This is a genomic window from Salana multivorans, from assembly GCF_003751805.1.
Lineage (GTDB): Bacteria > Actinomycetota > Actinomycetes > Actinomycetales > Beutenbergiaceae > Salana > Salana multivorans.
In genome coordinates this window covers 97,380-109,117 of record NZ_RKHQ01000002.1, presented here as the reverse complement: position 1 = coordinate 109,117, position 11,738 = coordinate 97,380, and the positions used below count along the sequence as shown (strand labels likewise).

Genomic DNA, 11,738 nt, shown 5'->3' with positions numbered 1-11,738 from the left:
CGCTACCGTCGGGGCAGACCCGAGACGACCCGAGGAAGGACCGGCGATGGCCCACAACATGGAGCGCATCCGGCGCATGTCGTTCGCGAGCATCTACCCGCTGTACCTGGAGAAGGTCGAGCGGAAGGGACGCTCGAAGGACGACGTCGACACCGTCATCACGTGGCTCACCGGCTACGACGAGGCCGGGCTCGAGCGCGTCGTCGCTGACGAGACCGACCTCGAGACGTTCTTCGCCCAGGCGCCCGCGATGAACCCGAACGCCTCGCTCATCACGGGGCTCATCTGCGGCTACCGCGTCGAGGAGATCGAGGACCCGTTCATGCAGCAGGTGCGGTGGATGGACAAGCTCGTCGACGAGGTCGCGCGCGGGAAGAAGATGACGTCGATCCTGCGGGGCTCAACCGTCTGAGCCGGTGATCGCCTCGACGAGGGCTCGCGTGTGCGCCTCGACCGGGTCGAGGCACGGCAGGGGCGAGGTCGTGTCGTCGAGCAGGAGCGGCAGCTCGGTGCAGCCGAGGACGACGTGCTCGGCGCCCGCGTCCTCGCGCAGGCGCCGGATGATCGCGGCGAAGCCGTCCCGGGTCTCGTCGAGCACGACGCCGTGCTCCAGCTCGCGGACGATCTTCTCCTGGATGTACGCGATCTCGTCCAGCGCCGGAGTCACGACGGCGAGGCCCGCCTCACGCAGCGGTCGCGCGAAGAAGTCCTGGGTCATCGTCGGCTCGGTCCCGAGCAGCGCAAGGCGGCGGGCGCCCCGGGCCAGCGCCGCGTCACGGGTGGCCTCGACGGCGCTGACGAGCGGGATGGGCGACGCGGCCTGGAGGCGGTCGAACACGAGGTGCGGGGTGAGCGCGGTCAGCGTGCCCACCTGCGCCCCGGCACCCGCGAGGCGTACGACGGCCGCAGCGAGGTAGGCGGTCAGCTCGTCGTACTCCCGTCGGGCGCACAGCTCGAGCACGCGGAACACGCTGAGCGACTCGATGACGAGCTCCGGCAGCCGCTCGGCGCCCGCGACCTCCTGGACCCCGCCGATGACGGCGCGGTAGTAGGCGATGGTCGACTCGGGGCCGGTGCCACCGATCATCCCGAGCTTCCTCATGGCCCCAGTATCGCGCCGGGCCGCCGAGTCGGGTTCAGACGAGGCGGAGGGTGGTGACGCAGGTGCGGTCGTCGACGGCGTCCGTGGTCAGCACCTCGGTGCCCGAGCGCCCGTCCTGCTCGACCGTGACCTCGACGCGGACGCCCCTGGGCACCCAGAACCCGACGAACCCGTTGTCGTGAGTGACCGCCGGGCCCTCGACCAGCACCGTGCCCGTGTCGGCGTCGACGATCGTGACGTCGACCGCCTCGTTCCGCAGCTCGCCGACGCACGTGGTGAGGCTGTGGTGGTGGCAGTCGTGGGTCTGCGTCAGGTACGGCGCGATCGAGAGGTAAAACTCGTCCTCCGGCATCGGCAGCGTGGCCTCGACCGTTCCGGGGGTGCCGGTGGCATCGGCGGACGAACCGACCAGGACGAGTCCGTCCGGGCGGACCGAGGCCATGAGGTCGGTGGGACGGTCCGCGAGCGCCGTCGCGTCGAGCCGCTCGATGACCTGCCGGGCGTCCAGGCCATCGAGGTCGTAGGCGGCCAGGAGCGAGTCGAGGTCGCCGCCGGCCGGTGCGTCTGCGGTGGGGTCGACGCTGGCGTCAGCGCTCGTGGTCTCGCCGGCCGTCGTCCCCGCGGGGAGGTCACCGGGGGTGCCGGTGCACCCCGCGAGGACGAGGGCGGCCGCCAGAGCGAGCAACCCCGGCGCGATCGAGCTGCTGCGTGCGGTCACGGTGGCACTCCCTGGGGGTGAGGCGGCGGTTCTGCCCACCACGCTAGGTGAGGCAACGACGCCGCCCGTGGGTCGGAAGGCCCGGCGAGCCGTCCGAGGTGGAGCGTGTCGCCGGACGGGGTGCGTCGGTAGCGGTGCCCCGTCGCCGTGGTCCAGGTGAGGAGACCGGTGGCGTGGTCGACCGAGTACGTGTGGCCACGGTGCGTCTTGAGGACGTGGTGGCGCAGGCACAGCGGTCGGAGGTTGGTGACGTCGGTCCCACCTCGCGGGTACGGCAGGACGTGGTCGTCCTGACACGTGTCGGCCGGCACCTGGCACACCGGGGCCACGCAGGTGGGGTGGTCCCGGTGGACGAGGCGGCGCAACGCCGCCGACGGGTGGTAGCCCGGCTCCGATGGCGCCGCCTCCCCCGTCCTCGAGCTCGGCGAGTCGAGGAGCACGACGCGCAGCCACCGCGGCGGATCGGCGGCGAGCGCACGGGCCGTGGCGTGATCGAGCGGTCCGTAACCCACGAGCTCCGGCACGTGCCATCCCAGGCGCCGTACCGAGCGCAGCTCCGGCGGCGGAACCGCCGGCGGCTCCGGAGGGACGCGCCGATGAGGCGGATGGAGCCGCGGCGCACCCGGCCCCGCGTCGGGTGGCCGGGGCGTCGGGTTGGGCCCGGGACGCCGGGTGGAGGACACCGCCGGCTCGTCGCCGGTCCCGTGGAGCCCGTAGAGAACGTCCGCCCAGGCATCGGCCGCACCGGCGGGAAGGGCATCGTCGCCGTCGACGGACTCGACGAGGGAACGTCGGATCAGCAGCGTGCGCGCGGGACGAGCCGCGAAGCTCCGGGCACGACCGGCCGCAGCCGCGCCGACGTCCGATGAAGCAGCGACGCCGCGCCCAGCGGCAACGTCGCGCCCAGCGTTGACATCCGGCCCATCGGTCTCCGGCACCTCGGTCTCCGGCACCTCGGTCATCGGCGCCTCGGCGCGCTCCCCTGCCGCCGTCGGACCCACAGCCGCGAGGGAACCGCGCGCCAGCGCGGCCTGGGCGAGGTCGGTCAGGGTGTCGGCGCGGAGCTGGTCCAGCGTCCGCGGGTCACCGCCGGCCCTCGCGGCGCGAGCCGCCAGATCGCACACGGTGTGGACGGCGGCGACGTCGACGAGGGTCGAGGTGAACGTCAGCCGCGCCATGCCGTCGGCGAGCGACTGGACCTGACTGACGTTCCGGTAGCGGCGGGCGCGCTCCCGGCGTTCCACGGCCGCGGCCGGATCGACCTCGATCAGCAGCCGCCGCGCCCGACGCTCCACCTCGGCCGGCGTCAGCCCCGCCGCGACGGGCACGATCTCCTCCGCGACCGCGAGACAGACCTCGAGCGGCTCGTCCACGAGGACGTCGAACAGCCGCGTCGCCTTGGGCACGGCCAGGTCCCCGGTCGAGAGCGCGTCGCCCACCGGTGCGAGCGCACCGCGGAACGCCTTCCCCTCCGCGATCAACCGGTTCGCCGCCCGCCGCGAGATCCCGAGCCGCATCATCAGCTCGTCGGAGGCCGTCTCGGTCGTGCGGAACACCCGCGTCCGCGCGGGCACCATCACGTCGCGTCCCTGTTCGGCCTCCCGCTGGCGTTCGCTCGCCGCGACGAACCGCTCGGCCAGGTCCGACCGCGTCTCTAGCTCGGCCGCGGCGCGGCGCAGCCCCGAGGCCGCATACGCCTCCAGCCGCGCGAACGCCGCCGCGGCGTCGACGACGTCCGCGTCCGACATCCCTCGCCACGACTCCCACGAGTCCGCGGCGGCGAGCCCCCGCGCGAGCGGAACGAGTCCGACCGCCGCACCGTCGTCGTCGACGATCCTGAGCGCCGCCAGCTCCGCCACGGTGCGGCGCACGCCGCCCCCTCGGGACGGGTCGAGCGGCTGCTCGAGGATCGATGTCGAACTCATGTCTCGACCCTACGCAGGTCCGACCGCTTTTCAAGCGGGTCAAGATGATTTGTGGATATGTGGATGACTGTGGACAGGCGTCAGTCGTCGACCCCGCCGTCGGCCGGCTCCCACAGCTCGAGCGGCAGTCCCTCGGGGTCGTGGATCCGGGCGAACCTGCCGTACTCCGTGTCCCACTCCGGCCGTTGCTCGACCGAGACGCCCGCCGACTCGAGCCGCTCCACCAGCTCGGCCAGGCCGCGAACGCGCAGGTTGAGCATGAACGCCTGATCTGCAGGGAAGTAGTCCGTCTCCGCGGGGAACGGCGCGAGCACCGTCATCCCGGCCTCCTGCCGCCAGATTGCGTCGTGACCGGCGTCGATGCCCAGATGCTCTCGATACCAGGCGGCGCGCGCCTCGGGATCGCGACTGCGGAAGAAGAGACCACCGATGCCCGTGACCGTCATCCCCGCAGGGTAGACCCGTGGTCCGACGGCCTCGTGCGCCACCCCGGACCGTTCACGCTCGGTCAGCTCACCGCGCCGCCGCGCCCACCGCCGCGCCCACCGTCGCCGCGCCCGTCGGCGCCTCCGATCCGGCGCACCGGCTGACGCAGGATCGTGCGCAGTCGCTCCGGCGCGGTCCGTCGCGGGTCGCCGAGGTAGATCTCGTGGTGCGCCCCCGTCGGCTCGAGGCCGGCCGCCGGCAGCACCTCGCGGTGAAGACGCGCGAGCACGGGCGCCTCGTCGTCGTACGTCCCGACGTGCAGCGTCTGGACGCACAGCCCCTCCGTCAGGGAGTCGAACCGGACGTCGGCGAGTCTCGCCGGCACGGCTCGCGCGTCCTTCGCCGCCACGCGCGCGACCGCGGCCTCGACCATCTCCGGGGGGAGCCAGTCCGGGACGAGCAGCATCATCGTCCAGTCCCACCGCGACTTGTCCCGCGCGCTGGTGAACCACGCGAGGTCCTCCGCCCACCACAGCCCCTCCAGCGGCGGCACGACGTAGTCGCGACCGAGCTCGACCTTGCTCGCGAACTTGAGCGAGTAGGCGACCGGGTACAGCGCGGCCAGCGCGTCGGCGTACGCCGCGGAGGTGTTCGGGTCGCCGTGCCCGTCGACCATGAGATAGGCCAGCCGCGGGACCTCGACCTCACGGAACGCGCCGCGCCGCGCGCCGTAGGAGTCGAGGTCCGTGAGCCGGACCTTCACCGCTGCCTGCGCCCTCACGATCCCGTCCCCTCGACCCACTCGACGACCCGTCCACTGCCCTCGCGACGCCGCGTCCCGAGCACGACGCCGCCGCGGACCGCCGGGGCGGCCCCGCGGCTCGCGAGCGCCAGCGGCACCGGGTCGGTCCTCATCGCGCCAGCGTAGGTGCCCGGGGCTGGCGCGCCGCTCCCCTCACCCGGACAATGGCGCGATGGGCGACCCGACGACGACGTGGCGTGACCTGCTCCTCGACCAGCTCGACTTCTACTGGCAGGCACACCTGTGGCCGCGCCTCCAGGGTCTCTCGGACGAGGAGTACCTGTGGGAGCCCGTCGCTGGCGCGTGGTCGCTGCGCACCGGGGAGGACGGCGTCGTGCGGATCGAGTCCGTCGTCCCGGAGCCACCCGTCCCGCCGGTCACGACGATCGCGTGGCGCCTCGCCCACGTCGGCCGCGACGTGCTCGGCAAGCGGGCGCGGGCGTTCTTCGGGGAGGGTGCGGGCTTCCCCCCGCCCGCGGACGGGGCAGACGTCGGGGTCGACGACCCCGACATGTACGACGACCGGCACTGGCCGGAGCCGCTGCCCCTCACGGCGGCGGGCGGGCTCGCCCTGCTGGAGGAGGGCTACACCCTCTGGCGCTCCGGCGTCGCCGGGCTCGACGACGAGGAGCTGCTCCGGCCGCTCGGTCCCCGGGGCGGGCCGTTCGCCGACGACTCGATGGCGGCGCTCGTCCAGCACCTCAACCGGGAGACGATGGCGCACGGCGCCGAGATCTGCCTGCTGCGCGACCTCTACCGGGCCGAGGTGGCACGGCACCCCGCGGTTCGCGCGGCGCTCGCCGGGCGGGCGGTCGACGTCGAGCACCTGCTCGACGCACCCGGCGCCGCCCACGACCTGAGCTGGGACGAGCCGAGCCTGCTCGCCGACGTCGCGGCGCTGCACCGCTGGGACGCCGTCCGGGCGCTGGTCTCGCGCGGCTTCCCGGTCGCGGGCTCCACCGACGCGGGCGCGACGGCGCTCCACTACGCGGCCGCGGCCGGGGAGATCTCGGTCGTCCGCGAGCTGCTCGCGCTCGGCGCCGACCCGACGACGGTCGAGGCGACGTTCGGCATGCCGCCGGCCGGGTGGGCCGACTACCTCAGCCACCGCGACACCGCGCGGCTCCTGGCCGAGGCGGCCGAACGGTGGACGGGCGCCTGACGACGGGCGCCGACGTGGCACCGCACCAGCTCGTGGTCGCGCCCCTATCGTGGCGGCCATGACGATGGAGCCGCGGCGTCCCACCGCGACGGAGAGCCTCGCGGAGATGACGGCGCGCGTCGCCGCGTTCCAGGTCGACTCCGTCCCGCGCGAGCCGGTGCTCGGGCTGCCCGAGGCGCTGCGCGACAAGGTCGCGCCCGGGACGGGCGAGCTGCGACCGTTCTTCGGCAGCACGGTGGCGTACTTCCTCGAGGACGACGACGAACGCCTCCTGGCGGACGTCGCCGCCGAGCTGCGGGCCGTCCACGGACCGGGTCTCGCCGCTCCCCTGCCAGCTGACTCGCTCCACGTCACGCTGCACGACCTGCACGCCTCGGCCGACCTGGCGGAGGTCGCGTCGCGGATCTTCCTCGACGGTCCGCGCGCCGCGACGCGGCTGGCGACGGCCTGCGGGCTGGGACCGGTCCGGATGCGCGCGACGACGGTGTTCAACCTGCTCAACGCCAGCGTGGTGGTCGGGCTGCTGCCGGCGACACCGGACGACCACGCCCGCCTCGTCGCGGGCCGGGCACTGTTCGACGACCTCGTCCGGGCGCCGTCGTTCACGCCCCACGTCACGCTCGCCTACTACCGCCCCGACTCCGACGAGCCGATCGACCCGGACGTGCTCCGGGCGACGCTCGACCGCCTGACGGGCCGCGTCGCAGGACACGAGCTGATCCTCGACCCGTCGTGGCTGTACGTCTGCCACTTCTCCTCGATGGCGACGTACTGGCCGATCTAGCCCGTCCCGCCGACCGCCCGGGTGCGTCGAACCACCCATGCGGTGCGAGCGCGCCCGGTGCCACACTCGGCGCGGGAACCGCGAGGGCGGGACGCGAGAGAGGAACGCACATGTGGGGTCGAGGGAGGACCGGGGCGGCCACGAGGAGGAGCGAGCACCGCGCGCTGCTCGCCGCGGTGCTCGCGGTGCCGCTGCTGCTGGGGCTGGCCGCGTGCGGCGAGACGGACGACGGGACGGGCCAGGCCACGGACGCCTCGACCGCGGGCGAGGCCACCGACGGGACGACGCAGGAGACCGCGCCGGACGACGGGGCGGCGTCCGGCGAGCAGGACGGCGAGCCGACGGACGAGTCGACGGACGGGACGTCGGACGAGGGGACGGAGCTGCCGGCCGGCGAGGACCTGCCGGCCGACTGGCCCGCCGACATCCTCGTCCCCGACGGCGCGATCGTGCTCGTCCTGCCGATGGGCGGCGGGTACTCGATCGAGGTCGACGGGGTCGACTCGGACCAGGCCAAGGGGATCATCGCCGACATGGCCGCGGCCGGGCTGACCACCGAGGGACCGACCGACCTCGGCAACGACGAGTGGACCGCGTCCGCCACGGGAGCCACGCACACGGCGACCTACGCCTACGCCACGGGCGGTGCCGGGTTGCCCAACGTCCTCATCCGGCTCATGCCGGTCGGCTGACGACGTCCGCGTCGGTGACGCCGCTCGCCGCGAGCCGGGCGAGGGCCGTCCGCGAGCGGGCGCCGCTGGCCGCCATGGCGGCGGAGACGTGCCGCTCGACCGTCCGCGGACTGATGCCGAGGGCCGCGCCGATCTCGACGTTGGTCCGGCCGCGCGCGACCAGGTCGACCACCTCCCGCTGCCGCGGGGTGAGGGCTGGCACCGGACCCGGGAGGCCGGCGTCGCCGACGACGGAGGCGAGCGCGGGAGCGAGCGCGGCCCGTCGCGGCGCGTCGAACGCCGTGAGGATGCGCGGCACCATGGCCCCGACGCTGCGCGGGGACAGGAACACGGCGTCGCCGATCGTCCGGTTGTCCAGCCCCTGCGCGACGAGCACGGCCACCTCCCGCTCGCGCGGGGTCAACCCGTCCCAGCCGCTCCCGCGCGGCGGGACGCTGCGGCGCCCGAGCGCGCGGAGCTGCCTCGCGGCGTCCCGCCGGCCGCTCTCGTCCCCGCGGGAGCCGGCCGAGGCCACCGCCTCCTGAAGTCCCCTCGTCGCCTCGGCCCGGCGGCCGAGCGCGACGAGGGTGCGGCTGCGCAGCAGGTCGGCCTCAGCGGCGTGCCGCAGGATGCCCGTGACGCGGGCGCGGGCGGCCGCCGCCTCGGAGCGGCGCAGGGCCGACTCGGGCTCGCCGTCGGCCAGGTCGAGGTGCGCGTACACCCGCAGCGCGACCTCGGTCACGACGGGGTGACCCTCGAGGTCCAGCAGCAGACGGGCCCAGCCGGCCGCTGCGCGACGGTCATCGCGACCGAGCGCCTCGCGCACGAGGACCTCGATGGCGAGCGCCCGGTCCACGATGATGAACCGCTGCAGCCGGGCTCCCCCGCCGGCGCGCAGCTCATGGGCCGCCCCCGCGAGGTCGCCGACGATGGCGAGCGCATGCCCGGCGAACGACCGCGCCGCCGAGTCGAGGTAGCCGCGGGGACGCGGGAAGGCCGCGCTGACCCGGTGGGCCAGCGCCCGCGCGCGAGCCCGCTCGCCCCGTGCCGCTGCGCACAGGGCGAGCAGGGCGATCCCCACCCGGGACCAGAGCGGGTCCTCGCGCAGCTCGGGCCGCGTCAGGGCGAGCGTGACGGCCTCCTCGGCCTCCCCCGTCCGACCCGCGTAGAACAGGACGCGGACCGGGAGCAGCGGGATCGAGGGGATCCGCGGGCCGGCGTCGTCGGTGGGAGCGCCGGCGGGACGGGAGGCACCGTCGAGCGCCGCGTCCTCGGGCAGGACCTGGCGCAGGCACCGCTCGGCCTCCGGGACGCGGCCGTTCTGGAACAGCGCCTCGATCAGCATGAGCCCCGCGTAGCGGCGGGTGTCGAGCGGACGGGCGGCCACCCAGGGGGCGAGCTCGAGGAGCTCGGCCGCGAGCCGGTCGTCGGCGTCCGGGTCCGCGCCGGCCCAGAGCGTCCCCGCGCTGGCGAGCAGCCGCGCCGAGACCGCGACGGTCCGCGTCAGGGGGTCGTCGGCCCCCGGCAGCCGGCTGAGCTGCAGCGCGCGCTCCCCCTGCTCGGCCGCCGCGTCGTAGTCGGCCGCGACGAAGTGCGCCGAGGCTCGGACCGCCGCCAGCCGCGCCATGAGACGGGTCGAGCCAGCATCGTCGGGGCCGCTGACGGCGCCGTCGACGGGCGCCGTCGACGGCGCGCGATCCGCCGTCGGCGCGGCCTGCTCGGCGAGCCGGAGCGCCGCCCGGACCCGCCCCCGGACCGCGAGTCCGAGACACTCCGCGAGCACCGGTTCGAGGCTCATGGGGGTGACGCTAACAGGACGCCCCGGTCCCTCGGCAGTCCATGTCTCCACGTCCGGATCCGCGGCGGGCGCGGGGCTAGGGTGAGGAAGGTCGGGTGCCCGACACGACGGGCGCCGGTCGTCGCGAGGAGGCGTCATGTCCATCGTCGTCGTGGGAGCCGGACTGGCCGGCGGCACCGCCGTCACCGAGCTGCGCAGGCTGGGGTACGACGGCGCCATCACGCTCTACGGCCGGGAACCGCACCTGCCCTACGAGCGGCCGCCGCTGTCCAAGGACGTCCTCCTCGGCACGAAGCCGCTCGACGCCGTGTTCCTCCACGACCGCGCGTGGTACGACGAGCACGACGTCGCCCTGCGGCTCGACACCGCCGTCACGTCGATCGACCGGACCGAGCACCGGGTCGTCACCGCGGACGGCGCCGAGCGCTACGACCGGCTCCTGCTGGCGACCGGCGCGACGCCGCGGCGCTTCCCGGAGGCGGACTCCGCGGGCGTCCCCGTCGCGTACCTGCGCACGATCGAGGACAGCGAGCGGCTCGAGGCGGCGTTCGTCGACGGCACCCGCGTCGCGATCGTCGGGGCGGGCTGGATCGGGCTCGAGGTGGCGGCGGCCGCGCGACACGCGGGCTGCGAGGTCACGGTCTACGAGCGGTCGGAGCTGCCGCTGCTCGGCGTGCTCGGGCCCGAGGTCGCCCGCGTGTTCGCGGACCTGCACCGGGCGCACGGTGTCGACCTGCGGCTCGGGACCTCGGTGACGGCCGACGACCTGCGCCGGGCCGACCTCGTCGTCGTCGGGATCGGGGCGGAGCCGACGATCGATCTCGCGCGGGACGCGAGGCTCGCCGTCGGGAACGGCGTCCTGGTGGACGAGGCGCTGCGCACGAGCGACCCGGCGATCCTCGCGGTCGGCGACATCGCGAACCACCTGCACGACCGGCTCGGGCGGCGGATCCGGGTGGAGCACTGGGAGGACGCCATCGAGCAGGCGAAGGTCGCGGCGTGCACCCTCGTCGGCGAGGAGACGACCTACGACCGGATGCCGTACTTCTTCACCGACCAGTACGACCTCGGGATGGAGTACGTCGGCAGCGTCGGGCCGGGTGGGTACGACCGCGTCGACATCGAGGGCGACGCGACCGTGACGCCCGACGGCGGGGTCGGCGCGTTCCGGGCGTTCTGGGTGGCGGACGGCCACGTCGTCGCGGCCATGCAGGCGAACGACTGGGACGCGTCCGGGGTGATCCGGGCGAGCCTCGGCACGACGCGCTAGTCGGCCGGGCCGACCGGCCGGGGAATGCCCGGGACCGTGCGCGGGGTTGTGTCGCCATGAGCACAATCGAGTTCGGCCTCGACACCTTCGGCGGCGTGACGACGAACGACGCCGGCCAGCAGCTGTCGCACCCCGAGGTGATCCGTGACCTCGTCGAGGACGGCGTGGTCGCCGACCAGCTCGGGCTGGACTTCTTCGGCGTCGGCGAGCACCACCGGCCGGACTTCGCCGTGTCCTCGCCCGAGATGGTGCTCGCCGCGATCGCCGCGCGCACCGAGCGGCTCCGGCTCGGGTCAGCGGTGACGGTCCTCAGCTCCGACGACCCCGTCCGCGTGTACGAGCGGTTCGCCACCCTCGACGCGCTGTCCGGGGGGCGGGCGGAGATCGTCGCCGGACGCGGCTCGTTCATCGAGTCCTTCCCGCTGTTCGGCTACGACCTCGGCGACTACGAGGTCCTGTTCGAGGAGAAGCTCGAGTTGCTCGCGGCGCTGGTGAAGGAGGAGCCGGTCACCTGGACCGGGACGACCCGCGCCGGCCTCACCGACCAGCGCGTGTTCCCGACGACGGCGAACGGCCTGCCGGTCTGGGTCGGCGTCGGCGGCAGCCCCGAGTCGGTGGTGCGCACCGCCCGCCACGGGTTCGGGCTGTTCCTCGCGATCATCGGCGGGCCGGCCGACCGGTTCGCGCCGTTCCTCGACCTGTTCGAGCGCGCGCAGGACCAGCTCGGCGTGCCGCGGCAGCGCGTCGCGATCCACTCCCCCGGACTGGTCACGCGGACCGACGACGAGGCCCGCGAGCTGCTGTTCGACGGGTGGCTGGCCATGCGTCGGCGGATGGGCCGCGAGCGCGGCTGGCCGCCGCCCAGCCCGGGCGACTTCGAGCGCGAGATCGACGAGGGCGCGCTGTACGTCGGCTCGCCGGAGACCGTGGCGGCCAAGATCGCCCGGACGCTGCGGACCCTGCCCGTCGACCGGTTCGACCTCAAGTACGACCAGCCCGTCACGCACGCCCACCAGCTCCGCTCGATCGAGCTCTACGGCGAGCGGGTCGTGCCGATGGTCAAGGACCTGCTCGCCTAGC

13 protein-coding genes are annotated in these 11,738 nt (G+C 74.6%); 6 read left to right on the top strand and 7 right to left on the bottom strand.

Annotated features, from left to right (window positions below):
• Nucleotides 1-46: 46 nt before the first annotated feature.
• Complete coding sequence (locus EDD28_RS12760) at nucleotides 47-412, top strand: DUF2200 domain-containing protein (RefSeq protein ID WP_123740180.1); 366 nt, start codon at nucleotides 47-49, stop codon at nucleotides 410-412.
• Here EDD28_RS12760 and EDD28_RS12755 read toward each other — a convergent pair.
• The 6 genes from EDD28_RS12755 to EDD28_RS17485 form a co-directional block, all read right to left on the bottom strand.
• On the bottom strand, nucleotides 401-1,102 hold the full coding sequence (locus tag EDD28_RS12755; RefSeq protein ID WP_123740179.1) for an aspartate/glutamate racemase family protein: 702 nt from the start codon (nucleotides 1,100-1,102) through the stop codon (nucleotides 401-403). The genes EDD28_RS12760 and EDD28_RS12755 overlap by 12 nt on opposite strands.
• 34 nt (nucleotides 1,103-1,136) lie before the next feature.
• The gene (locus EDD28_RS17975) at nucleotides 1,137-1,820 is read right to left on the bottom strand and encodes a CueP family metal-binding protein (protein WP_123740178.1); all 684 of its coding nucleotides are present in this window, start codon (nucleotides 1,818-1,820) and stop codon (nucleotides 1,137-1,139) included.
• Nucleotides 1,817-3,745 (bottom strand): HNH endonuclease signature motif containing protein, encoded by a 1,929-nt coding sequence (locus tag EDD28_RS17970; protein WP_123740177.1) that lies wholly within the window; start codon nucleotides 3,743-3,745, stop codon nucleotides 1,817-1,819. Before EDD28_RS17970 ends, EDD28_RS17975 begins: the two co-directional genes overlap by 4 nt.
• Nucleotides 3,746-3,825: 80 nt before the next feature.
• Complete coding sequence (locus EDD28_RS12740; RefSeq protein ID WP_123740176.1) at nucleotides 3,826-4,191, bottom strand: VOC family protein; 366 nt, start codon at nucleotides 4,189-4,191, stop codon at nucleotides 3,826-3,828.
• A 62-nt stretch (nucleotides 4,192-4,253) separates the two neighbouring features.
• Nucleotides 4,254-4,955: a GyrI-like domain-containing protein gene (locus EDD28_RS12735; RefSeq protein ID WP_123740894.1), complete on the bottom strand. Its 702-nt coding sequence runs from the start codon at nucleotides 4,953-4,955 to the stop codon at nucleotides 4,254-4,256.
• Nucleotides 4,949-5,086, bottom strand: a complete 138-nt coding sequence (locus EDD28_RS17485; protein ID WP_170169488.1) for a hypothetical protein — start codon at nucleotides 5,084-5,086, stop codon at nucleotides 4,949-4,951. The genes EDD28_RS12735 and EDD28_RS17485 overlap by 7 nt, the downstream gene beginning before the upstream one ends.
• A gap of 59 nt (nucleotides 5,087-5,145) precedes the next feature.
• On the opposite strand from EDD28_RS17485, the gene EDD28_RS17745 reads away from it, so the two are divergent.
• The 3 genes from EDD28_RS17745 to EDD28_RS12720 all read left to right on the top strand — a co-directional run bounded on the left by EDD28_RS17745 (nucleotide 5,146) and on the right by EDD28_RS12720 (nucleotide 7,611).
• On the top strand, nucleotides 5,146-6,135 hold the full coding sequence (locus EDD28_RS17745) for a DinB family protein (RefSeq protein ID WP_123740175.1): 990 nt from the start codon (nucleotides 5,146-5,148) through the stop codon (nucleotides 6,133-6,135).
• Nucleotides 6,136-6,193: 58 nt separating this feature from the next.
• Complete coding sequence (locus EDD28_RS12725) at nucleotides 6,194-6,919, top strand: 2'-5' RNA ligase family protein (RefSeq protein WP_245968075.1); 726 nt, start codon at nucleotides 6,194-6,196, stop codon at nucleotides 6,917-6,919.
• Nucleotides 6,920-7,029: 110 nt separating this feature from the next.
• The gene (locus EDD28_RS12720) at nucleotides 7,030-7,611 is read left to right on the top strand and encodes a hypothetical protein (protein WP_123740174.1); all 582 of its coding nucleotides are present in this window, start codon (nucleotides 7,030-7,032) and stop codon (nucleotides 7,609-7,611) included.
• Here EDD28_RS12720 and EDD28_RS17965 read toward each other — a convergent pair.
• The gene (locus EDD28_RS17965; RefSeq protein WP_123740173.1) at nucleotides 7,595-9,388 is read right to left on the bottom strand and encodes a helix-turn-helix transcriptional regulator; all 1,794 of its coding nucleotides are present in this window, start codon (nucleotides 9,386-9,388) and stop codon (nucleotides 7,595-7,597) included. The two genes, EDD28_RS12720 and EDD28_RS17965, sit on opposite strands and share 17 nt — an antisense overlap.
• 136 nt (nucleotides 9,389-9,524) lie before the next feature.
• Between EDD28_RS17965 and EDD28_RS12710 the strand changes: the two genes are divergently transcribed.
• Together EDD28_RS12710 and EDD28_RS12705 are read left to right on the top strand one after the other, a co-directional pair.
• Nucleotides 9,525-10,658, top strand: coding sequence for an NAD(P)/FAD-dependent oxidoreductase (locus EDD28_RS12710; protein WP_123740172.1), 1,134 nt, complete (start codon nucleotides 9,525-9,527; stop codon nucleotides 10,656-10,658).
• 56 nt (nucleotides 10,659-10,714) lie between these two features.
• Complete coding sequence (locus EDD28_RS12705; protein WP_123740171.1) at nucleotides 10,715-11,737, top strand: Atu2307/SP_0267 family LLM class monooxygenase; 1,023 nt, start codon at nucleotides 10,715-10,717, stop codon at nucleotides 11,735-11,737.
• Nucleotide 11,738 lies beyond the last annotated feature (1 nt).

Bases quoted from the DNA above. Each gene is read 5' to 3' on its own strand.
- EDD28_RS12755 (WP_123740179.1), bottom strand. From the start codon at position 1,102: ATGAGGAAGCTCGGGATGATCGGTGGCACCGGCCCCGAGTCGACCATC.
- EDD28_RS12760 (WP_123740180.1), top strand. From the start codon at position 47: ATGGCCCACAACATGGAGCGCATCCGGCGCATGTCGTTCGCGAGCATC.
- EDD28_RS12720 (WP_123740174.1), top strand. From the start codon at position 7,030: ATGTGGGGTCGAGGGAGGACCGGGGCGGCCACGAGGAGGAGCGAGCAC.
- EDD28_RS17745 (WP_123740175.1), top strand. From the start codon at position 5,146: ATGGGCGACCCGACGACGACGTGGCGTGACCTGCTCCTCGACCAGCTC.
- EDD28_RS17485 (WP_170169488.1), bottom strand. From the start codon at position 5,086: ATGAGGACCGACCCGGTGCCGCTGGCGCTCGCGAGCCGCGGGGCCGCC.
- EDD28_RS12710 (WP_123740172.1), top strand. From the start codon at position 9,525: ATGTCCATCGTCGTCGTGGGAGCCGGACTGGCCGGCGGCACCGCCGTC.
- EDD28_RS12740 (WP_123740176.1), bottom strand. From the start codon at position 4,191: ATGACGGTCACGGGCATCGGTGGTCTCTTCTTCCGCAGTCGCGATCCC.
- EDD28_RS17965 (WP_123740173.1), bottom strand. From the start codon at position 9,388: ATGAGCCTCGAACCGGTGCTCGCGGAGTGTCTCGGACTCGCGGTCCGG.
- EDD28_RS17970 (WP_123740177.1), bottom strand. From the start codon at position 3,745: ATGAGTTCGACATCGATCCTCGAGCAGCCGCTCGACCCGTCCCGAGGG.
- EDD28_RS12725 (WP_245968075.1), top strand. From the start codon at position 6,194: ATGACGATGGAGCCGCGGCGTCCCACCGCGACGGAGAGCCTCGCGGAG.
- EDD28_RS12705 (WP_123740171.1), top strand. From the start codon at position 10,715: ATGAGCACAATCGAGTTCGGCCTCGACACCTTCGGCGGCGTGACGACG.